This window comes from Bradyrhizobium sp. PMVTL-01, from assembly GCF_051861855.1.
Lineage (GTDB): Bacteria > Pseudomonadota > Alphaproteobacteria > Rhizobiales > Xanthobacteraceae > Bradyrhizobium.
The window spans coordinates 3,720,698-3,743,030 of record NZ_CP193982.1; the positions used below are offsets into that span (position 1 = coordinate 3,720,698).

The window sequence follows — 22,333 nt, forward strand, 5'->3', positions numbered from 1 at the left end:
ACGCCCGAGGATATGCCAACTGTCAGGGGTAGACCGGACCTAACTTGAACCGGGGCAAACCGTCGCGATTGACCCAAAGCCGAACGCGCGATTACGAGATATGGGACATACTCTCAGATACTCAGTCGATCTTCAGCCCGAGTGCTTTGACGACTGGCGTCCAGAGGGCAACATCGGCGGCTAGGGCCTGCCGGAATTTATCGGAGTTTGAATCGAGCGAGGGTTCGAAGCCTCCTTCGACCAGCATCTGCCCGTAGGCCGGTTCCGCGAGCGCTGTGCGCGTGGCTTGTGCGATCTGCTCAATAATCGGCTTGGGTGTCCCGGTTGGAGCAAGCAGCCCAATCGTGTTCGTCACAGTCAAGCCGGGAAGCCCAGTTTCGGCTGCGGTTGGAATTTCGGGCGCAGCCTTGAGACGGGTGGGACTTGTCACCACGAGAACACGTATTCTGCCGGAACGCTTTAATTCAAGCACCTGCCCAGTAAGGGCGGGCACGAGCATTAATATCTGTCCGCTGATCAGATCTGTCATAGCCGGACCAATCCCTCGATAAGGCACTTGCACGACCTCAGGTGTCTCCGCGAGGCTTTTGAACAGTTCGCCAGTCAGATGATTGGTCGAGCCCACACCGGAGTGTCCGTAAGACATTTTGCCGGGATTGGCCTTCGCATATGCAATCAGTTCGGTGAGTGTCTGTGCCGGTACCGAGGGATGCACGGCAACGCAGAAAACATTGGTTGCTATGCTTGCAATCGGGTCCAAATCTTTGACGGGATCGTGGAGCGGCCGGCTTTTGAGCAAGGCCTCGTTGACGTGCGGGATCGTGCCGCCGAGGAGGATGGTATAGCCGTCTGGGTTGGCGCGCGCGACTGCAGCGGCACCCAACGAGGCGCCGCCACCGCCGATATTTTCGACAACCACCGTGCCGAGCAGGGCCTTCATCTTATCCGCCCATGGGCGAGCGAGGGCATCGAACGCACCACCCGGGGGAAAGGGAACCACAAGCCGGATCGGCCGCGTCGGGTATGTCTGCGCAACAGCGTTGTCCGAAAAGACCGGGAGCGCGGCGGCGCCGGCTGCCAGATGCAGAAATTGCCGGCGGGAAAATCTCATGGGTTGTCCTCGGCAATGAATTTAGACGGCGTGACTATGTGGTCAGAAAAACTCAAAAATCCTACACCGACCGCTGGCGTGCTCGAAAGGGGGCGTGAGGCAACAGAAGTAAAGCAACGAATTTCTGCGAGGCATGAGTCCGGTCATGGCCCATCGCTGCCGCATCGCACGCCCGAGGATATGTCGGTCAGGGGTAGACCGGACCTAACTTGAACCGGGGCCAACCGTCGCGATTGACCCGAAGCCTTCAAAGTGCCCCACCGCGCCGCGACAAGGTGCTAGGCTCCTCCTCTCACAGGCGTATTCCTTGCAGGGAGGGACGCATGCAGCGGCGCGATTTCATCCGCCTTGCTGGAGCCGCAACGGCCTGGCCGCTCGCAGCGCGTGCGCAGCCCAGGCACACAATTGGTGTTGTTCGCATCCCGAAACGCGGCGAAAGCGCTCATCTCGAGGACGCATTTCGCAAAGGCCTGGCCCAAACCGGCTACATTGAGAATCAGAACGTCGTCATAGAATGGCGATACGCCGAGGGTGATTACCGGCGGTTGACGGGTATAGTGACCGAACTGGTCGATCGTCGAGTTGAAGCCATCATCGCGCTTGGAGCAACAACAACGGCGCTCGCTGCAAAAGCAGCCACGCAGACGATACCAATTGTGTTCATGCTGGGTAGCGACCCCATCAAGTTCGGGCTCGTTGCAAGTTTCAGTCACCCGGGAGGAAACATCACGGGGGTTTCCATCCTTCAAGGGCCGGTGGTGACAAAGAGGCTCGATCTCTTGCATCAGCTGATACCCACAGCGACGACCTTCGCGGTCCTGGTCGCGCCAGATAATGCATTCAGCGAAACAGAGCGGGATGAAGCAGAAGCCGCCGCGCGGACCTTGGGACTGGAACTCCATGTTGCCAATCCGAAACGTCAGGACGACTTCGATACGCTGTTTCCGGATCTGATTTCCCGAGGCGTCCGTGGGATCATGATTGGAACGGACGCAATCTATTTGGGCCTATCCGGCCAGATTGCCGCATCAGCCGCTCGGTACGCTATGCCATCCGCAGCTCAATGGCGCGAGTATCCAGCCGCGGGGGGCCTGATGAGCTACGGGAGCAACGTCGCTGAGGGCTATCGCCTGGCAGCAACCTACGTCGGTCGCATCCTCAACGGAGAGAAGCCGGCCGACATGCCGGTGCAGCAGCCGACCAAGTTCGAGTTTGTCATCAATCTTGCGACCGCGAAGGCGCTGCGGCTGACCATTGCAGACAAGATGCTCGCCATCGCCGACGAGGTGATTGAATAATCCGCCCGTTTGCTGCGGTGCATGAGTGTGCAGACCTTTGCGCGGTAGGTAAGGGAAGCCCCCGGCAACGGTTTTCTTGCCCGGTCGGCCGTAAGCGGGACGGCGAATATCCGGATCATCCTTGCTGCCCCAGCCTTGAAGATTTCCCCGCCCCCGGTAGGGTTTGCCCTTGGGCGGGGCGGTAAAACGCGCCTACTCCCGTCCCAAGGGCAGGGCGGGGCATCCGGCTAGGGGTGGCGACGGCCGGTTTTGGGCACTATATTTGCCCCCGGCACGGTACGGCGCACGCTGACCTCCTTGGTCGGCACACGCGGCGCGGCAATAAGCAGGCGACAGGGCAGAGGCTCCTTGAGCGGGGTGGGCTGCCCGGCCTGCACTTCCAAAAATGTTCATCGCGATTAATCGAGCGTGCGCCTTCGCGCGCGCGCCTCGGGTCGCATGTGGAGATGCCAAGCCATGCCGACACCCAAAGACAAAGAAATGAATGCATTGGCCCGCGCGGCCAAACAAGCCTATGAGCGCTCCAAGGAGAGCCGAACAGACTTCATAGCAAGCACGTTCGAGCTTGCGGCAGTGCTGCGCAAGGCTCGCGACAAGCTGCGGAGCGATCAGGCATTCTGCACTTGGATCAACAAGGCCGGGCTCCGCTCTATCTCGAAGGATGATCGCGCGGCGCTGCTCAAGATCGGTGATAACGTCAAAGCGGCACGTGCGTATTTTCACGAGAACGAAGACGCATGGTCATGGCGTCTGTGCGCGCAGTCGGTTTCGCAGGCTGCGAAACCGGCAAGCCGTTGGCTTCCAATGAAGGTGACGGAGGAGACGCGCAACATCGTCGCGCCTTACTACGACACGACAAAGGAAGATCCGGTCAACAGCATCAGGCCGCCCTCTCTTCCCAAGGCGCAAGACCCAGTCAACATCAGTCCGATCTGCCCCCAGCCAAGGGCCGTCGCGGCGATTGAAGCCATGATCGACGTTGCAGCGAGCACGATAACCGCCGCTGTTGCGGCGTACTGGCGAACCCGATCAGGTGAGCACCCAACGCCATCGTCCGATCAGGTTCGCGAAGCCGCGCAATGGCTCGACATGCTGGCTGACGCGCTGGAGGGCGATATCGATCAGTAAGCGGCTGTTGACGCCGCTTGTGACCTTATTCGCTTTTGCGGCACATCAGCGCTCCAGGCAAAAGAGCGCTGATGTGTTCTATGGGGCTGATATTTCGATCACTTTTGTCGCGCCCTCCGTGGAAACATCAGGACTTCGCCGGGTATTCGGAATAGCGCAAGATTTGCTCCACATTTTCAATTGGTTGGCACGCTCGAAATAATTCGACCCCGCATCAGCGCTCTTTTGGCATGAGCGCTGATGACCTCTAACCCTTTGATATAATTTCAAGTTATTCCTGAGCACCCGACAATCTTGTCCTCCATCGAGTTAGCCGTACAAGTCAGTAACGCGCCGGCTCGATGGTCGAGCCGAATTCGGCGAGAGGAGCTTACCCGGTGATCCAATCTCAGCGACTCGAAATTAGATTTCTTGGGACCAGAATTCGTGTGGAGGGCGTCGTAGGCATCCTAGGAGCCATGGGGATCGTAGGGCTGGTTATCATGCTCTATTCTGGATTCTAATAACGCGCGCAAACATCCGAGATGGGTCGCACGCTTAAACAATTGATTGAATGCTATCGCACCGATCCTGATTCAAATTTTTTGAATTTGCGATATCAAGTGCGCGTGAAACATGACCGACTGTTCGGTCGCTTGAGCCAAGAGTTCGGCAATCAGCCGCTTAAGAGTATTCGCTTTCGTACTTTGAGCAGTTGGTATCGCGCCTGGCTCGCGGATGGGAAGATCGCCAAGGCGCGATCGTTAGTTGACAGGCTTCGCGAGTTGTTTCGTTTCGGAGCCACTCTTCTCGAAGACGGGGATTGCAGTCGACTGTTTGAGGCTCTGCGCAAGTTGCGGCTAGAGACCGTCACTCCGCGTGCAGTGACGATGACGGTCGACCATGCAAACGCCATACGCCTCGCCGCAAGGGAGCACTTTGGTTGGTATTCAATTGCACTGGCTCAAGCGCTGCAATTTGAGTTACTACTTGGGCAGAAGGATGTGATTGGTGAGTGGGTGCCGGTGGACGAGCATGGGGAAAGTGATGTCGTGCTCGGCAGTATGAAGTGGCTTCGTGGCCTTCGTTGGTCAAACATCGACAAGAATATGATATTGCACTATGCGGTGGGTTCGAGCCGGCGTCCTATCAAGGTCGATTTGAGGACGGCTCCGATGGTTTTGGAGGAGCTGAAACTAACCAGCCCAGACTGGCGCGACGCCATTGGTTGCCCAAGTCCTCTCGTGATCTGCGACACAACGGGCCTGCCTTGGTCTCCAGCTGAGTTCCGCCGCAAATGGCGAAAGGTCGCAGCGTTTGCAGGATTGCCGGACACCATGAAGAACAGGAATAGCTTTCCCGCAGGAACAATCGTCGGTGACCAAAATCGCGCGAGCGTCTCTCAAACGGTGACACTACCGCGCATTAACTACAGCCTGCGAATGCAAAGAAAGAAGGTGAGCTAGCTTGCGGCGGGCGCGATACCATTCACTGTAGCTCATAGTAGGTGCGCTTCTAGCCTGCACATTCGCGATGGAGTCAGCGTGGAGTAGCCAGGCCAAGAGCCGAGCTGAGACGCCCAAGGCGAAGAGCACATACCTCCCAGTAGAGGATCTGCCACACCGGCCGCCGCCCCGGGCGCGACGCCAGATAGCGTGAGTTATTCCGTGTCCCACGGCCGCCGGCCAACAGGTACATTACTGATCGCGCGGCCCGCGGTGCGAGGATGCATTTGTGCCTGTGGTGTCAGTCGCAGGGCACGCGCGCACGCGGTAATTGCCCTCGTCTCTCGCTCCGCGATTGCTAGAAGCCGATCCAGCCGCTCCAGGCCGCCATCAATGTCAGTCCATTCGATCTCGAATCGTGCGATCTGCATCTCGAGCAACCGTGCGCGGCAGACATGACGACAATACGCCACCAGGATTGGATGTGCCGCGCGAGTAAGCCAATCAGCGGGCAATGAACCGACGACATCACGCCAGACCGTGGCCTGCGCGTCGGTCAATTCAAACGGCGGCGGAGCGGGCGTGCGTTCACCCGCCCCGACGACGACCGTCGAAATCTCTGAAGCTGATACTCGACCGCGGTGTCGCATGGTTCCAGTTTACCAAAATTTTGGACGATTAGCGACCGAAGAGCACCCGAGCGGTCCGTCAAGTTGCTATCTTCGAACTTTCAGAATCCCCCCCGGCCCCCGATGATGCGATTTACACCCCAGCGCATCCCGAACGATCATCACCTGGGCTCACCGAGATGCAGGAAAGAGAGTGGAGCGCTGCACTTCCGCTTCCTTCGCGAGCGCAAACGGAGCCCAAACGCCGGGGCCACGATCCGGTGGCGGGTCCGCCGCGCGTAGCTCTTGCGGGCTCGGGTCGCACCGGCCGCCCGTTGGGCCGCGCTGCGCTTGCAGGCGCGCAATCGCGGTGTGCCGCATGTCGGATGCCCAGCCAACAGGTCCGCTGCGGTCAGGGCGTGGGTGGTTGGCCGGGTGCGCCGCGCCGGGCGGGGGAGATCAACGACGGTCATGGCTCACCCTCGCGCGCGCGTTGCTGTAGGGCGGCCACAGGAGACCTTTGCGGTTTCTTCGGTTTCTGCGGTTTTTTTCCACGCCTATTGAATTGCCAGTTATTGCGAAAAACATGCTTACGAGGGCGTCCGTGTGGGATGTAAAAAAACCGCATAAACCGCAGAAACCGCAAAAAGGTAAGGTTGGCTGGCATTTTAGAAGCGCCGTTCCCAAACCGCGTTGGCAATATCCTCTGTGGTGGGCTCGGCCGGACCCTTGCCGCCCAGCACCACCCATGTGGCAGTTCGGTCGTCATCGGTGCCGAGCCGCTTTAACACGAGTCCTCCTACGTACCGGTCTCGGTTTCGGCGCAACCATTTGCCAACCGATTTGCTGGCCCATATTCCTTTCGGTGAAGCCTCCTCGATCAACGCTGTTCGCAATTCTGCCTTGGCGCGTGCGAGCACGAAGGCTTTTGCTGACGCCTCATCGCGTTCTTTCTTGGTCATCTCTTTTGAATGAACAGCGGTGTAGTCCGGCTCTATGCCAAGCTCGGACACCGTGACCTTGCGTTGTCCGAACGCATCGTCCCAATATTTTAGAACGCTGGCCAAGCTGTCCTTCATGGGATCGTGCGCGAATAATTCCGTTTGACTCTCGGCGGGGTCGGATTGGCCCAGCCACACCAGCGCGCCGCGTATCCACTCGTAGTCGCGGAAATCTCCCATCGGCCTCAGCTTGGGATCGGGCTTCGCAAGCTTGTAAGCTCGCAAGATTGTCAACGCCGCGATCAGCAACTCGTGACGCTGTTGTTTGACTTCATCCGTCGCACTGAAGTCGAACAATCTGTCCTCGGGGTGCTCGGTATTGGCGTTGAGACGACAGACCACCGCTCGCCGTACCACGTCGCCCGCGAACACGAGATTGTTGCCGGTGGCGATCACCAGCGCATTGTTCGGCAACAGACGGCGCTCTGATAGTCCTAGGATGCGCGCCTGCACCTGTTCCTCGGTCAACATGGAGCAAAGGAAAGCGCCAGTGATCGGTCGTTCGCAGTTGTCGAGCAAAATCACCGGGTCGCCTTCGTTCAGCACCACCGACAGGCGCTTCTCGTCCTCCTCGGGAGTATGTCCTTGGTTGATCGCCACAGGTGGCATCCCCGCAGCGGTGATCGCAGCCAGCTTGGCCGCCATGGTCTTGCCAGTCCCGGCGGATGGCGAGTCGATACCGTGCAGTGGCACAATGCGCAGACTTGGCCGGATCGCCGCACACAAGATCGTCGATAGCAGCACCGAGCGCGACGGCGATATTTTAGTCTTGTCGTCCTCGCCGTCGAACGGGAAACCACGTAAGGGTTGATTGAGCTTGGCCAACTCCTTTAGCGCATCGTCCTTGGTCGGGCGCGTCGGCACCGGAGGGAAATCACCGGGCTTGAAGTCCAGTAATAGCCCGCTCGCCTCATGATAACCGGGCTTCTCGATAATATCGCCGTGACAGTCCAGGGTCGGCGCCGCGATCACCCCGCGCAGGACCGGGAATTTCCATTGACCGACCCGCGCCAGAATTTCGGTCGCGTACTTCGGCAGGGGGTCGGTCTCGACCAGCTTGTATTTCTCTTTTTCTTTGACGATGCGATACCATTTGGTCGCCATTGACATTGGTCCGAGCAGCAAATGGGGCTTGTCGATCACTTGCAGCACGACCGCGTTGCGGTCGCGGTGAATGGCGGTGAGATCTTTTGGCTCGGCGTCAATTTGCCTGTCGGACTTGATCTCGTTGTATCTGACTGGCCTGACCAGATGGCCTTTGCGCTGGAAAATGCGAGCATTGGACTTGATCAGCGCGTCCTCTGCCGCGATGGCAATCGGCACCAACTTGCCGCCTTTCATCACGATGTAGTGCGCGACGTGAGGCGGTGGCGGCGGCTCGGGCGTGGACTCCGGCTCGGGTTCGGGTTCGGCCTCAAGCTCCAACTTGGGAGCTTCGCGAGTCTTGGTAAAGGAACGCTGTGTTTCCTTGGAGAGTCGATCATCTGTCCTGCCGACGTATTTCTTCGCGATTCCATTCGGATATTTTTTAAGCAGCGCGAAGATTTCAGCCACCGACCATCTGTTTTGCTTGAGCCAGCCTATGGCGTGGTGGAAGTGTTTGGATCGATCTTCTTCTTTTTGCACGCCATTCCGTACCAACGCCAGCAACTTGTCATCCAGCAACGGCTCTATCAGAGTCAGGTCAACTAACTTGGCCTCATCAATAACGGAGTCGTCCCATTGTGGTGTTCGCGTCCCCGGACGTTTTTCCTGATCGAATTCATCGAGCACGGTATCGAGCAGTCGGTCGATATCCGCAAGCTCAGTGGCTTCGCCGTTCAACGGCGCGTTGCTGATGGTGATGTAGCGTTCGCAATTCCGATAAAACTCCACCGAGATGGTAGGGCCTTTTAGTTTGCGATGGAGGTAGCGGTCGCTGGCGGTGCCGATGATGCGCAGGCCGGTGCCGCTCGGCGTGATTTCGGTATAAGAGGCGGCGCGCCTGACCAGTGAAGTCGCGAATGGATGAAGCTCTCCTGTCTCGGCATCGCGGCACTTGTCGATATCAAAGGCCGCGATGTGAGTCCCCAGCAAGTTGAAGCCGATGCCGTCGGCCTTGCCGCTATCGACTGCATCACAGGCTTGCTCGTAACCGCGCCATGTCGTGGGGTCGTTGTTCTTCGCCTTCCTGTCAGGTGCCGTCGCGACATACGGCACCTTGGTCCATTCGCCTTTGTTGTTTGACTCCCATCGCCACACCACCCAATTGCGCTGGGCTTGAAGGCGTGCGAGCGACGGGTGCAGCGGGCGCGGCGGGTTGCCGTGGGTGCGGGGTTTGCGGGAGGCATCATGCATGACGCCCTCCCTTGATCGTCGCGCGGTGGCGGATTAAGTTTGCTGTCGCAGCAGCTAAATCGGTTTGGCCCTGAACGATGCACCCACATCGTTTGGGGCTTTTTGTTGAACGAGTCATGCGCGAATCTCTCTGATCGAATTGTCATTGGAAGCATCCTCAGTTTTGAGTTTTCCCGTTTTGAATTTTTTGGCTTTTGAAAAGTCAGTGCATCATCGCGTCGTCAGCGCGTCTAGGAGAAGAATTGGACGACATACCGATCACCCGCCATTTTGCGGACGATGCGGAATTGAAATTGGTCACACCTTTGTCGCTGACCCCGACAGCAACGACCCGTCCGTCAAAACGATTTCCGAACAGGCCGATCATGGTGTTGTTGGTCATGACGCTTCCTCCATTGTCTTCCTGCGCTGTTGTGCTGTGGTGTTGCGTGTCGGCGGAGCAGTCTTTCTTTTGAGCACGTCGCGGTCGTATTGATTCAGCGCGGCGACTTCGTAGAGTCGCAGCCGGCCTTCATATCGCGGCTTGGGGAATTGCGGATCGTTCAACTTGCGCCACAGCCACATCAAACTCCGGCGGCCATATCGGCGGCAGACTTGGCTGGCGGTCGCCCACGCTGCATCGTCGGGGAGCGGCGACGGCTTGCGCGGTCCGAGTTTGTACCCTTTGCCAAAGCGGCGTTTGATCGTCACGACACGGTTCTCCTGTCGGTTGGAGCGCCGTGAAATTGAATGTTCGTGGGGAAATCGCGACGCTCGGGGGAGCGTTCAAGGCTGGCATTTTACCCGCGTATGCGGCGCGTCGAGCGGCGCGGACCCAAAAAGGGCCTATGTCAGCGATATTAACATCGAGTCGCCGCCGGGTGCAAGTTACTTACAAATTTTGTCGTAACCGACAGGCTGCGCTAGGCAATTTGCCGTCGTTCGCGCTGTTGCAAGGGCAGCACCTTGGCCACTAGCGGGCTCGACACCAGCGCCTCGACATGCGCGGCCCAGCGCGCCAGCGCAACGCGCTTCTCGCTCAAGAGCAGCGAGCGATTGTAAACACCGGCAACGCCGCTCTTTGCGCTTCCAGAGATGTGATTCAAAACGGCCTCGACCACATGCGGCGCGATTCCGAGTCCGCCATCTTCCGGCGACTCATTCAAAACAGTCGAAAGGGTTCGGCGCATATCGTGGACGCGCCATAATGGCTTGATCGTGACCTTAGCGTCTCCATTCGATTGTCGCGTCACCTTGACCATCGCGGCGTCGAGAGTCCGCTTGGCTTTTGAGAAACCAGAGACGGGCGTTGTGCCGTTGGTGGTGAACACAAGTTTAGAGCCTTCGATAGTCGGCACGCTGTTGATGATATCGAGCGCCTGTTGCGGCAGCGGCACCACAAGCGGCAGATGATTCTTGGTGCGCGAAGCAGGGACTTGCCAAAGGCCGTTCTCGCCAAGCTCGTCGCGCGTCATGCCGCTGACTTCGCGCAGGCGGCAGCCGGTCAACAGCAAAGTCTTGAACAGCGGGCCGAACACGCCGCCGATTTGATCGCAGGCTTGCCAGATCAGTTTGATCTCGTCGCGAGTCAAGACGCGCTCACGCGAGGCGGCCGGGACCGGCCGCTTGACGCCGATCATCGGATTGGTCGTGACTCTGTATTTCAGCGGCAACCACCTGAACAGAACGCTCAGCGCCGAATACATCTTGCGCGCCCGCCCGGCGCTGCCGTGCTTACGGGCGTCGTCAATCGCGGCCTCGATCTTGAATTTATCGATCTCGGTGATCGCGCCCCACTGAGCGGCCAGCGAGCCCTTGATGATGTCGGGTTCGACCGTCGCGGGATCGCTGCCGGGCTTCCAGCGCAGTCCCAACGTCGCGGCGTCGTCACGCCAGCGGCGAGGGCGGGTGCCCCACTTGCGGGCTTTGTGCTCGACAAAGAACTCACGAGCGACGACTGCAAACGTGTTGGCGGCGGCCTCGACGGCGGCGATGCGCTTCTCCTTGTGCGCCGCGACCACGTCCTTGCCATTGGCGCGCTCATTGTCGATCTGAGTGGCCAGCAGCCGGGCCTGTCGCAGCGTCAGCGTGCCGCCCTGTGCCGGCGGGTCGCTGGATTCGTCGTCGGTGAGGTTCACCCGGCCAAGGGTCAGCTTGGCGGTTTTGCCGTTCGGCCGGCGCAGCCGCACCGCCCACGACTTCGAGCCGCTCGGCTGGATGACGAGATGGAGACCGGGCGCGCGGCTGTCGGGAATCTCGCGCCGTGCGGTGTGCGGCTTGTAGCCGGCAACGCTGGTCGAGGTGAGTAATGGCATGTGAGGGGCCTCCCTGCGGGGTAACACAGGGGTAACATTTCGGGGCCGTTAAGCCAAGTCTGGAAGCGTTATTAACATCACGTCAATTTAGGCGTAAGTTGTTGCATTATCATCATAAAATTCCGCTTGTTCTTCGTGACTTGGCGTCACTTTGCGTAACGCTTTTCCGGTCTCCAAAACCGGGGGTCGCAGGTTCGAGCCCTGCCACTCCTGCCAGCAAAATCAATGACTTAAATGGGGTGCTGGCGGGACGAGGACGCTGTATGCCGCGTTTCCATCGCTGAGCCGGACCTGTATCCCTGAAACCGACCTGTCGCGACCGCGGATCGAAAACCGCTTCGCACTGTTCCCGATCATGCCTAGCCGCCAGCCCATCGCTTCCAGACCGTCTCTACGAGCGCGATGTCGGTCAGCGAGTTCTCGCCGGAGGCCAGCGGCTTCTTGCCTTCAATGACGTCAGAGACAAAGGCATCGGCCTGGCGCCGGAATGCCGGCTGTTCGCTCTTGTCAGTCGCGTGCTTTCACCCTCGTGATCGACAACGACCTGTGCCTCTCCCTCGGCGAAAGGAGCGCAATTCGATGGTGAGGGTACCGCGCTCGAAATTGTCCTCGCGCCAGGCGCCCTCTGACCCGTTCACAAGGTCCAGCGCGCGCGCCACGCGGGCGTCGTGGCGCTTCACGTAGCCGATGCTGTAGATGAGGCGCTGTCGCCGCGCGGCTTCGACCAGCGATGCGGCCTGAACGATCGTGTAGGCCATCGGCTTCTCCGACTGCACATGGCGGCCAGTGTTCAGCGCGTCCAGCACGATCGGGCCGGTGGCGCGGCGCTTCGTCACGACGACGATGGCGGACACCTCGCCATCCGCGAGCAGCTCCGCTGCGTGCCGTAGATCGGCGAGATGCCGAATTTCTGCGCGCCGGCGGCCGCAAGATCGGGCCGGAGATCAGCGATCGCAACGACGCGGCAGGCGGGATTGGCAGCGAAACCGGCTCGGCATGGAGCTGATCGACGTCCAGCACATCGGGACCAAGGGCGGTTCGATTCGCGTGACCGTGCAGCGCGCCGGTGGCGCCAAGAAGCCGTCGGCGGAAGTGGCGCGGTTCGTTGCCGAGGAAGAGCGGCTCGGGGTCGACCAGCCGGCCTATTATGCGCCCTATGTGAAGAAGATCGCTGCCATCCATGACGAATTGGTCGCGATGGCCGACGCGGCCCATGCGCGCGGTCAACTGGTTGCCGGCTATGGCGTCTCCGTGGCCACCACGACGCTGCTGCCGCAGTTCGGCCTGGAGAACAAGATCGACTTCCTGGTGGACGACGATCCCAAAAAGGCGAATGTGATGGCCGGCCCGGGCTATGATATCCCCATCCTGCCGCCCGCCGCCCTCTACGAGCGCAAGCCAGCCTTCGTCGTCGTCTTCGCCTGGCGCTTATGTCGACTCGATCCGGGCCAAGCATGCCCGCTGTTTCGCCGAGGGCGGCAGGTTCGTGGTGCCGCTGCCGGGCATTACCATGGTGGAGCGGGCCGACTGACCAGGCCGGCAGGGCTGAAGGGCTCCCCCGGGATGACGCCTTGCAGACGGTGGATAAGTTCTTGATCCACATGGCCTCTGCATGGCCTCCGGGGGAGGGCGGCTAGCCCGCACAAGCCCTCTATATCTTGACCTTTGGTCCCATCCGCAGTAGATACCCCGCACTCGCAGCCGGCCCGTTAGACGCGGATCTCCGGCGCGGCTTTAAATCCCCGAACAATCGAGCCCGGTTCCCGGCTCATCCTTCGAGACAGAGGGCTGGGCCAACGGCGGCTGTTCGGATCCCTGAATTTCATGTGCGTCTGTCGACGGACGCTGGACCTCAAACGATGGCAGTCAGCCCGTTCAAGTTCTTGCAAGAAGTGCGCTCGGAGACCGCCAAGGTCACCTGGCCGACCCGCCGCGAGACCACGATCACCACCATCATGGTGTTCGTCATGGTCGCGGTGGCCTCGATCTTCTTCTTCGCCGCCGACCAGATCATCCGTGTCCTCATCACCTTCCTTCTGGGCATCCACTGATGGCTACAGCAACCGCTCAAGTGTCCGACAAGCGCTGGTACATCGTCCACGCCTATTCGAACTTCGAGAAGAAGGTCGCCGAATCGATCCGAGAGCAGGCCAAGCAGCGCGGGCTCGAGGAGCTGTTCGAGCTGGTGCTGGTTCCGACCGAGAAGGTCACGGAAGTGCGCCGCGGCCGCAAGATCGACGCCGAGCGCAAGTTCTTCCCTGGCTACGTGTTGGTGAAGATGAAGCTGACCGACGAGGCGTTTCATCTGATCAAGAACACGCCGAAGGTGACGGGCTTCCTCGGCGCGGAAAACAAGCCGATGCCGATCTCGGAGGCCGAGGCCATGCGCATCCTGCACCAGGTGCAGGAGGGTGTGGAACGGCCGAAGGCGTCGGTGTCGTTCGAGATCGGCGAGAACGTGCGTGTGGCCGACGGCCCGTTCGCCTCGTTCTCGGGTGTGGTCGAGGAAATCGACGAGGCACGCTCGCGCGTGAAGGTCGCGGTGTCGATCTTCGGCCGCGCAACGCCCGTCGAACTGGAATTCGGTCAGGTCGAGAAGGTCTGACCGGGTAACGCGTGAGGCCTTGGGTCTTACGCAGCAAGAGGCCGTGGGAGGGAGAGGGCGGTTGCCAGCCGCATCCGACCCAGACCACGAACCTGAAACCGCCGGCCCCGCCGGCACAACAGGAGTGATACATGGCAAAGAAAGTGACCGGATACCTGAAGCTTCAGGTCCCGGCCGGTGCGGCGAATCCTTCGCCCCCGATCGGTCCCGCGCTCGGTCAGCGCGGTCTCAACATCATGGAGTTCTGCAAGGCGTTCAACGCCCAGACCCAGAAGGAAGAGAAGAACACCCCGATCCCGGTGATCATCACCATCTATGCGGACCGTTCCTTCACCTTCGAGATGAAGACGCCGCCGATGTCCTACTTCCTCAAGCAGGCTGCCAAGATCCAGTCCGGCTCGAAGGCGCCAGGCCGTGACAAGGCCGGCAAGGTGACCAAGGCGCAGGTGCGCGAGATCGCCGAGAAGAAGATGAAGGACTTGAATTGCGACACCATCGAATCGGCCATGAAGATGGTCGAGGGCTCCGCCCGTTCGATGGGTCTGGAAGTTGCGGGGTAAGCGGCCATGACAATCGGAAAGCGTTTGAGCAAAGCCCGCGAAGGCATTGACCGCGAAAAGCTTTACCCGCTCGCGGACGCCATCAAGATGGTCAAGGAGCGCGCGAAAGCGAAATTCGACGAGACCATCGAGGTCGCCATCAATCTCGGCGTCGATCCGCGTCATGCCGACCAGATGGTTCGCGGCGTCGTGACCCTGCCGAACGGCACCGGCCGTACGCTCCGCGTCGGCGTGTTCGCCCGCGGCGCCAAGGCCGACGAGGCCAGGGCCGCCGGTGCCGACGTCGTCGGCGCCGAGGACCTGGTCGAGAAGGTGCAGAACGGCTCGATCGATTTCGACCGCTGCATCGCCACGCCCGACATGATGCCGCTGGTCGGCCGCCTCGGTAAGGTGCTCGGCCCGCGTGGCCTGATGCCGAACCCGAAGATCGGCACCGTGACCATGGACGTCACCGGCGCGGTGAAGGGTGCCAAGGGCGGCTCGGTCGAGTTCCGCGTCGAGAAGGCCGGCATCCTGCAGGCCGGGGTCGGTAAGGCCTCGTTCTCCGAAGAGAAGCTTGTCGAGAACATCAAGGCTCTCGCGGACGCTGTCTCCAAGGCGAAGCCGGCTGGCTCCAAGGGAACATACATCCAGCGCGTTGCGGTGTCCTCGACGATGGGCCCCGGCGTGAAGGTCGAGCCGGGCACCATTCTCGGCTAAGGACCGGCAATCGCATGAGGCGAGGGGCGGAATCGGGCGACCGATTCCGCCCCTCGTCGTTTGTGCGGGCGCTGACAGGAAACAAGAACGATGGCTGACAAGGTCCTGATCTACTCGCGCTTTCCCAAGAAGATGATGGCGCGTTTCGCGGAGCGGTTCGAACTGCTCGACACCGGCGGCAAGCCGGCGCGCGAGGTGTTTTCGGCGGACGAGCTCAGCGGCATCCGTGCGATGCTGACCGCGGGCGGCTCGCCGCTGGGCGCGGAAGCGATGGACCTGTTTCCAAAGCTCGGCGCCATCGTCTGCTACGGTACCGGCTATGACGGCGTGGACCTGAAGGCGGCGGCCGCGCGCAACATCGCGGTCGGCCACAGCCCCGGGGCCAATGCAGCCTCCGTCGCCGATATCGCGATGACCCTGATGCTTGCGACAACGCGGCGGATTTTGGTGGCCGACCAGTATGTCCGCAGCGGTGATTGGGCTGCGGCGAAGCAGTCGCCGATGATGCGCCCGCAAGCCGGCATGCCCGGCCGCCGCATCGGCGTCTTTGGCATGGGCGAGATCGGCCGCAAGATCGCGGCACGCTGCGTCGCCTTCGAGAGCGAGGTCGGCTATTTCAGCCGCACCCGGTACGATCTACCTTATCAATATTTCCCGTCGCTGGAAGCGCTGGCTGATTGGTGCAGCCTACTGATGATCGCAGTGCGGGCGGGGGCCGAGACCCAACATGTCGTCAATGCCGACATCCTCAAGCGCCTCGGCGCCGACGGTTACGTGGTCAACATCTCCCGCGGCTCTGTCATCGACGAGAAGGCCCTGGTCGCGGCGCTCGCCGACAAGACCATCGCTGGCGCCGGCCTCGACGTCTTCGAGAAGGAGCCGCACGCGCCCGACGCGCTGACCGCGCTCCCCAACGTCGTGTTCGCCCCCCATATCGGTGGCCACACCCTGGACTCGCACGTCGCCATGCAGAACTGCGTGGTGGCGAACCTGACGGCGTTCTTCGCGGGCAAGCCGCTGCCTTATGCGGTGAAATCGGCCTGAATCGGTCCTTGTTGGGCCATCTCAAGCCCCGCCGGCAACGGATTGGAACTGGTGTGAATTTTGCTCTTGGCAAGCCGGCCCGGAGCGGTTAAAGAACCGCCTCCGGACGTGCCGGCCTCGGCTGGCGCGTCCGTGCACGCATTCCGAAAACCCGACGCGACAGGAGATCATTCCTTTTCAGGACGTCCGCAAGGATTTGCCCGAAAAGGAAGGAAAACCCGTCGGTTGGCTGGGGTGCGGGCAGAGGTCGGGCGGTTCGCCGACTGACCTTGTCCTGTCCAAGACTGCAGGCGCCTGCGGGAAGTTTCGATTTCTCAAAGGCTTAATCGCATAGCCTGCATAGACGGGTGAAGACCGGATTTCACTTCGCTCCCAGCTCTAAGGGCTGGCTTCGCGAAACGGGTCTGGTTCGGACCTCGACACGCCGCGAGCCCTTTAAGGCGGGTTCTCGGAGGGCAGGCTTTGAATTGTCGTCTTGCCCGGCGTGTCCGAAGGGTTTTTGACCCCGAGGTTCAGGTTTGGGCGGGACGATGGGTGCAACCCGGCGGTCCCGCTTCTCGCGATGACCGCCAACCGGAGAGAGCTTGCTGTGGAACGAGCGGCAAAAAAAGAAGCGGTCGAACAGCTCCATGAGGTCTTCAAGGCCACGGGCGTCGCGATCGTTGCTCAATATTCCGGCCTCACCGTCGCCCAGATGCAGACTCTGCGCAAGCAGATGCGGCAGGCTGGCGCATCGGTGAAGGTCTCGAAGAACCGTCTCGCCAAAATTGCTCTTGAAGGCACTGACGTCGTTGCCATCGGCCCCATGCTGAAGGGGCCGACCGTGATCGCGACTTCCAATGATCCGGTAGCGGCGCCGAAGGTCGCCATCGACTTCGCCAAGGCGAACGAAAAGTTCGTCATCGTCGGCGGATCGATGGGTAAGACCGTCCTGAATGTCGACGGCGTGAAGGCGCTTGCCTCGCTGCCGTCGCTTGACGAACTGCGCGGCAAGATCGTCGGCCTCATCGTGGCCCCGGCGACCAAGCTGGCCCAGCTCGCCAACGCGCCCGCGGGCAAGCTCGCGCGCGTCATCCAGGCTCATGCCTCAAAGGGCGAAGCGGCCTGACGCCCTTCGCAAAACTCAAACCCGAACCAGACTTACACGTAAGGAAACTGAACAATGGCTGACTTGCAGAAGATCGTTGACGACCTCTCGAGCCTCACGGTGCTCGAGGCTGCCGAACTCGCGAAGCTCCTCGAAGAGAAGTGGGGCGTTTCGGCTGCCGCGGCTGTCGCCGTGGCCGGCCCGGCTGGTGGTGGCGCTGCCGCCGCTCCGGCCGAAGAGAAGACCGAGTTCACGGTCGTTCTCGCCTCCGCTGGCGAGAAGAAGATCGAGGTCATCAAGGAAGTCCGCGCCATCACCGGTCTCGGCCTGAAGGAAGCAAAGGACCTCGTCGAGGGTGCTCCGAAGCCGTTGAAGGAAGGCGTGAACAAGGAAGAAGCCGAGAAGATCAAGGCCCAGATCGAGAAGGCTGGCGCCAAGGTCGAGCTCAAGTAAGCACTGTTTACTGGCGGGATCTCGGGCAAGCATCGGCTCAGCCCGGGATCCTGGTCCACTTGAGACGGTGGACCGGATGCAAAAGGCGTGCGACGGGGCGCCCTGACGCAGGTCAAACACGAAAAAGTGTGGGGATTTGAGGGTTTGTCCCTCGAATCTACACTATTGTCGCCCCATATCGGGTCGACAGCACGAAAGCGCGGTGGCAGGGAGGCCGGACTTCCCTGTAAGCCGTTGGGAGAGCAGGCTATTTCGGGCTTTTGCAGTCCGTGAAGACAATCGTTGTGACGGGCGGGCGCGCACACCAGCGCCCCGCGCGTCGTTTTGCGTTTTGAAGGTCTGAAGAACAGATTCAGGACATTCCCGCCTGAGCCTGAGTTTCCGGCCCAAAACGGGTTCGAAAAATTCAACCCGGGGAGCGGTGGCAGCCGCGTTCCGGACGGCGCGCCCAGAGTGGGCGACGAAATGAGAGGCCACGATGGCGCAGCAGACATTCACCGGTCGCAAACGCGTTCGCAAGTTCTTCGGACACATCAAGGAAGTCGCGGAGATGCCGAACCTCATCGAGGTTCAGAAGGCGTCCTATGACCAGTTCCTGATGGTCGACGAACCCCAGGGCGGTCGTCTTGACGAGGGTCTGCAGGCGGTGTTCCGCTCGGTGTTCCCGATCTCGGACTTCTCGGGCACCTCGATGCTGGAATTCGTCCGCTACGAGTTCGAGCAGCCCAAATATGACGTCGACGAGTGCCGCCAGCGCGGCATGACCTTCGCGGCCCCCCTCAAGGTGACGCTGCGCCTCATCGTGTTCGATATCGACGAGGAAACCGGCGCGAAGTCGGTGAAGGACATCAAGGAGCAGGACGTCTACATGGGCGACATCCCGCTCATGACGATGAACGGCACCTTCATCGTGAACGGCACCGAGCGCGTCATCGTCTCGCAGATGCACCGTTCACCCGGCGTGTTCTTCGACCACGACAAGGGCAAGACCCACTCCTCTGGCAAGCTGCTGTTCGCCGCCCGCGTGATCCCGTATCGCGGCTCCTGGCTCGACATCGAGTTCGACGCCAAGGACATCGTCTATGCGCGTATCGATCGTCGCCGCAAGATTCCGGTGACGTCGCTGATGTTCGCCCTCGGCCTCGACGGCGAAGCGATCCTGTCCACGTTCTACAAGAAGATCCTCTACAAGCGGACCAAGGAAGGCTGGCGCGTTCCGTTCGACGCCAACCGCTTCCGCGGCTACTCGACCGTCAACGACCTGATCGACGCCGACACCGGCAAGGTCGTGCTCGAGGCCGGCAAGAAGCTCACCGTCCGTGCCGCCCGTCAGCTCCAGGAGAAGGGGCTGAAGGCGCTGCGCATGGCTGACGAGGAGCTGGTCGGCAACTACGTCGCCGAGGACCTCGTCAATCCGAAGACCGGTGAGATCCACGCCGAAGCCGGTGAGGAAATCACCGACAAGCTGATGAAGGCGCTCAACGAGCAGGGCTACAAGGAGCTGCCGCTGCTCGACATCGACCACGTCAATGTCGGCCCCTACATCCGCAACACCCTCTCGGCCGACAAGAACATGACACGCGAGGATGCGCTGTTCGACATCTACCGCGTGATGCGCCCGGGCGAGCCGCCGACGCTGGAATCGGCGCAGGCCATGTTCCAGTCGCTGTTCTTCGACGCCGAGCGTTACGACCTCTCCGCGGTCGGCCGCGTCAAGATGAACATGCGCCTCGACCTCGATGCGCCCGACACCCAGCGTACGCTGCGCAAGGAAGACATCCTCTCCGTCATCAAGACGCTGGTGGACCTTCGCGACGGCAAGGGCGAGATCGACGACATTGACCATCTCGGCAACCGCCGTGTGCGTTCGGTCGGCGAGCTCATGGAGAACCAGTACCGCATCGGTCTCCTCCGCATGGAGCGCGCGATCAAGGAGCGCATGTCGTCGGTCGATATCGACACGGTCATGCCGCAGGACCTGATCAACGCGAAGCCCGCGGCCGCCGCGGTGCGCGAGTTCTTCGGCTCCTCGCAGCTCTCGCAGTTCATGGACCAGACCAACCCGCTGTCGGAGATCACCCACAAGCGCCGCCTGTCGGCACTTGGACCGGGCGGTCTGACCCGCGAGCGCGCCGGCTTCGAGGTGCGCGACGTGCATCCGACGCATTACGGCCGGATCTGCCCGATCGAGACGCCGGAAGGTCCGAACATCGGCCTGATCAACTCGCTCGCGACCTTCGCGCGCGTGAACAAGTACGGCTTCGTCGAGACGCCGTATCGCAAGGTCAAGGACGGTCGCGTCACCGACGAGGTCGTGTACCTGTCGGCGATGGAGGAGGGCCGCTACACGGTCGCGCAGGCCAACGTGCCGCTCGACCCGAAGGGCCGCTTCACCGAAGACCTCGTGGTCTGCCGTCACGCCGGCGAAGTCTTGCCGGTGACGCCGGACAAGGTCGACTACATGGACGTGTCGCCGAAGCAGCTCGTCTCCGTCGCCGCGGCGCTGATCCCGTTCCTCGAGAACGACGACGCCAACCGCGCGCTGATGGGCTCGAACATGCAGCGCCAGGCGGTGCCGCTGGTTCGCGCCGAGGCGCCGTTCGTCGGCACCGGCATGGAAGGCGTGGTTGCCCGTGACTCGGGCGCCGCGATCGCGGCGCGCCGTTCGGGCGTGATCGACCAGATCGACGCGACCCGCGTCGTCATCCGCGCCACGGAAGATCTCGATCCGACCAAGTCGGGCGTCGATATCTACCGGCTGATGAAGTACCAGCGCTCGAACCAGTCGACCTGCATCAACCAGCGTCCGCTGGTGAAGGTCGGTGACATCGTCAAGAAGGGCGACATCATCGCCGACGGTCCGTCGACCGATCTCGGCGAACTCGCGCTCGGCCGCAACGTGCTGGTCGCGTTCATGCCGTGGAACGGCTACAACTTCGAAGACTCGATCCTGCTCTCCGAGCGGATCGTGAAGGAAGACGTCTTCACCTCGATCCACATCGAGGAGTTCGAGGTGATGGCCCGCGACACCAAGCTTGGACCCGAGGAAATCACCCGCGACATTCCGAACGTCTCGGAAGAAGCGCTGAAGAACCTCGACGAAGCCGGTATCGTCTACATCGGTGCGGAAGTGCGCGCCGGCGACATCCTGGTCGGCAAGATCACGCCGAAGGGCGAAAGCCCGATGACGCCGGAAGAAAAGCTGCTGCGCGCCATCTTCGGCGAGAAGGCCTCGGACGTCCGCGACACCTCGCTGCGCGTTCCTCCGGGCGTGCAGGGCACGATCGTGGAAGTCCGCGTGTTCAACCGTCACGGCGTCGACAAGGACGAGCGTGCGCTGGCGATCGAGCGGGAAGAGATCGAGCGTTTGGCCAAGGACCGCGACGACGAGCAGGCGATCCTGGACCGCAACGTCTACAACCGTCTTGCCGAGCTGCTCGAAGGGCGGCAGGGCATCGCGGGTCCCAAGGGCTTCAAGAAGGACACCAAGATCACCCGCGCGGTGCTCGAGGAGTACCCGAAGTCGCAGTGGTGGCTGTTCGCCTCGCCGAACGACAAGCTGATGGCCGAGATCGAGGCCATGCGGAAGCAGTACGACGAGTCGAAGAAGGGGCTAGAGCAGCGCTTCCTCGACAAGGTCGAGAAGCTCCAGCGCGGCGACGAATTGCCGCCCGGCGTGATGAAGATGGTCAAGGTCTTCGTCGCGGTGAAGCGCAAGATCCAGCCCGGCGACAAGATGGCCGGCCGCCACGGCAACAAGGGCGTGGTGTCGAAGATCGTGCCGATCGAGGACATGCCGTTCCTCGAGGACGGTACGCACGCCGACATCGTGCTCAATCCGCTGGGCGTGCCCTCGCGGATGAACGTCGGACAGATCCTCGAGACGCACCTCGGCTGGGCCTGCGCCGGCCTCGGCAAGCGTATCGGCCAGACGGTCGATGCCTACCTGTCGAAGCAGGACATCAAGCCGCTGAAGGAAACCTTAAAGAAGGTCTACGGAGAGGACGAGACCATCAAGTCGCTCAACGACAACGAGCTGCTCGAGCTCGGTCATAACCTCAGCCGCGGTGTGCCGATCGCAACCCCGGTGTTCGACGGCGCCAAGGAAGCCGACATCGAGGAGATGCTGAAGCTCGCCGGTCTCGACGCTTCGGGGCAGTCGACCGTCTATGACGGCCGTACCGGCGATCCGTTCGATCGCAAGGTGACGGTGGGCTACATCTACATGCTCAAGCTGCACCATCTCGTCGACGACAAGATCCATGCGCGTTCGATCGGTCCGTACTCGCTCGTCACGCAGCAGCCGCTGGGCGGCAAGGCGCAGTTCGGCGGCCAGCGCTTCGGCGAAATGGAGGTGTGGGCGCTCGAGGCTTACGGTGCGGCGTACACGCTCCAGGAAATGCTGACGGTGAAGTCGGACGACGTCGCCGGCCGCACCAAGGTGTACGAGGCGATCGTGCGCGGCGACGACACGTTCGAGGCCGGTATTCCGGAATCGTTCAACGTACTGGTCAAGGAAATGCGCTCGCTCGGCCTCAACGTCGACCTGCACAACTCCAAGATGGGACCGGCGCCGACGTCGGAGGCGGCCGAGTAATTCGACCTTTCATGCCCGGCCCTCGCGGCCGGGCATTGGCGCCCCGCCCGAGGCCTTGAGGGCAGGGCGCCCTGCAGAAGTGATTTT

18 protein-coding genes are annotated in these 22,333 nt (G+C 61.2%); 12 read left to right on the forward strand and 6 right to left on the reverse strand.

Features of this window, described 5'->3' with window-relative positions:
- Window positions 1–121 precede the first annotated feature (121 nt).
- Window positions 122–1,111 (reverse strand): Bug family tripartite tricarboxylate transporter substrate binding protein, encoded by a 990-nt coding sequence (locus ACRQ5Q_RS17870; protein WP_439399265.1) that lies wholly within the window; start codon window positions 1,109–1,111, stop codon window positions 122–124.
- Window positions 1,112–1,434: 323 nt separating this feature from the next.
- Between ACRQ5Q_RS17870 and ACRQ5Q_RS17875 the strand changes: the two genes are divergently transcribed.
- The 3 genes from ACRQ5Q_RS17875 to ACRQ5Q_RS17885 all read left to right on the forward strand — a co-directional run bounded on the left by ACRQ5Q_RS17875 (window position 1,435) and on the right by ACRQ5Q_RS17885 (window position 4,982).
- Window positions 1,435–2,409 carry an ABC transporter substrate-binding protein gene (locus ACRQ5Q_RS17875; protein WP_439399267.1) on the forward strand — a complete coding sequence of 325 codons (975 nt, stop codon included), beginning with the start codon at window positions 1,435–1,437 and terminating at the stop codon, window positions 2,407–2,409.
- A 456-nt stretch (window positions 2,410–2,865) separates the two neighbouring features.
- Window positions 2,866–3,537, forward strand: a complete 672-nt coding sequence (locus ACRQ5Q_RS17880) for a hypothetical protein (RefSeq protein WP_439399268.1) — start codon at window positions 2,866–2,868, stop codon at window positions 3,535–3,537.
- Between the two features lie 524 nt (window positions 3,538–4,061).
- On the forward strand, window positions 4,062–4,982 hold the full coding sequence (locus ACRQ5Q_RS17885; RefSeq protein ID WP_439399270.1) for a hypothetical protein: 921 nt from the start codon (window positions 4,062–4,064) through the stop codon (window positions 4,980–4,982).
- A gap of 1,255 nt (window positions 4,983–6,237) precedes the next feature.
- Here ACRQ5Q_RS17885 and ACRQ5Q_RS17890 read toward each other — a convergent pair.
- The 5 genes from ACRQ5Q_RS17890 to ACRQ5Q_RS17910 all read right to left on the reverse strand — a co-directional run bounded on the left by ACRQ5Q_RS17890 (window position 6,238) and on the right by ACRQ5Q_RS17910 (window position 12,055).
- Window positions 6,238–8,907: a hypothetical protein gene (locus tag ACRQ5Q_RS17890; RefSeq protein ID WP_439399272.1), complete on the reverse strand. Its 2,670-nt coding sequence runs from the start codon at window positions 8,905–8,907 to the stop codon at window positions 6,238–6,240.
- Between the two features lie 202 nt (window positions 8,908–9,109).
- Complete coding sequence (locus ACRQ5Q_RS17895; protein ID WP_439399274.1) at window positions 9,110–9,289, reverse strand: hypothetical protein; 180 nt, start codon at window positions 9,287–9,289, stop codon at window positions 9,110–9,112.
- Window positions 9,286–9,597, reverse strand: coding sequence for a hypothetical protein (locus tag ACRQ5Q_RS17900; RefSeq protein ID WP_439399275.1), 312 nt, complete (start codon window positions 9,595–9,597; stop codon window positions 9,286–9,288). The genes ACRQ5Q_RS17895 and ACRQ5Q_RS17900 overlap by 4 nt, the downstream gene beginning before the upstream one ends.
- Window positions 9,598–9,809: 212 nt before the next feature.
- On the reverse strand, window positions 9,810–11,201 hold the full coding sequence (locus ACRQ5Q_RS17905) for a tyrosine-type recombinase/integrase (protein ID WP_439399277.1): 1,392 nt from the start codon (window positions 11,199–11,201) through the stop codon (window positions 9,810–9,812).
- A gap of 521 nt (window positions 11,202–11,722) precedes the next feature.
- Window positions 11,723–12,055 (reverse strand): Gfo/Idh/MocA family oxidoreductase, encoded by a 333-nt coding sequence (locus ACRQ5Q_RS17910; RefSeq protein ID WP_439399279.1) that lies wholly within the window; start codon window positions 12,053–12,055, stop codon window positions 11,723–11,725.
- Between the two features lie 142 nt (window positions 12,056–12,197).
- Here ACRQ5Q_RS17910 and ACRQ5Q_RS17915 point away from each other — a divergent pair, with 142 nt between their 5' ends.
- The 9 genes from ACRQ5Q_RS17915 (at window position 12,198) to rpoB (ending at window position 22,246) form a co-directional block, all read left to right on the forward strand.
- A complete protein-coding gene (locus tag ACRQ5Q_RS17915) occupies window positions 12,198–12,797 on the forward strand; it encodes a methyltransferase C-terminal domain-containing protein (RefSeq protein WP_439399281.1) in 600 nt (199 codons plus the stop codon).
- Window positions 12,798–13,060: 263 nt separating this feature from the next.
- On the forward strand, window positions 13,061–13,252 hold the full coding sequence (gene secE, locus ACRQ5Q_RS17920) for a preprotein translocase subunit SecE (RefSeq protein WP_007602984.1): 192 nt from the start codon (window positions 13,061–13,063) through the stop codon (window positions 13,250–13,252).
- Window positions 13,252–13,806, forward strand: coding sequence for a transcription termination/antitermination protein NusG (gene nusG, locus ACRQ5Q_RS17925; protein ID WP_018647229.1), 555 nt, complete (start codon window positions 13,252–13,254; stop codon window positions 13,804–13,806). Before secE ends, nusG begins: the two co-directional genes overlap by 1 nt.
- 131 nt (window positions 13,807–13,937) lie before the next feature.
- Window positions 13,938–14,366 carry a 50S ribosomal protein L11 gene (rplK, locus tag ACRQ5Q_RS17930; protein ID WP_011088164.1) on the forward strand — a complete coding sequence of 143 codons (429 nt, stop codon included), beginning with the start codon at window positions 13,938–13,940 and terminating at the stop codon, window positions 14,364–14,366.
- A 6-nt stretch (window positions 14,367–14,372) separates the two neighbouring features.
- The gene (gene rplA / locus ACRQ5Q_RS17935) at window positions 14,373–15,065 is read left to right on the forward strand and encodes a 50S ribosomal protein L1 (protein ID WP_439368807.1); all 693 of its coding nucleotides are present in this window, start codon (window positions 14,373–14,375) and stop codon (window positions 15,063–15,065) included.
- Window positions 15,066–15,155: 90 nt separating this feature from the next.
- Window positions 15,156–16,109, forward strand: coding sequence for a 2-hydroxyacid dehydrogenase (locus ACRQ5Q_RS17940; protein WP_439399283.1), 954 nt, complete (start codon window positions 15,156–15,158; stop codon window positions 16,107–16,109).
- A 589-nt stretch (window positions 16,110–16,698) separates the two neighbouring features.
- The gene (rplJ, locus tag ACRQ5Q_RS17945; RefSeq protein WP_439368805.1) at window positions 16,699–17,217 is read left to right on the forward strand and encodes a 50S ribosomal protein L10; all 519 of its coding nucleotides are present in this window, start codon (window positions 16,699–16,701) and stop codon (window positions 17,215–17,217) included.
- Window positions 17,218–17,271: 54 nt separating this feature from the next.
- Window positions 17,272–17,649 (forward strand): 50S ribosomal protein L7/L12, encoded by a 378-nt coding sequence (rplL, locus tag ACRQ5Q_RS17950; protein WP_018647233.1) that lies wholly within the window; start codon window positions 17,272–17,274, stop codon window positions 17,647–17,649.
- Between the two features lie 478 nt (window positions 17,650–18,127).
- Window positions 18,128–22,246, forward strand: a complete 4,119-nt coding sequence (gene rpoB / locus ACRQ5Q_RS17955; RefSeq protein WP_183245041.1) for a DNA-directed RNA polymerase subunit beta — start codon at window positions 18,128–18,130, stop codon at window positions 22,244–22,246.
- The last annotated feature ends 87 nt before the right edge of the window (window positions 22,247–22,333 follow it).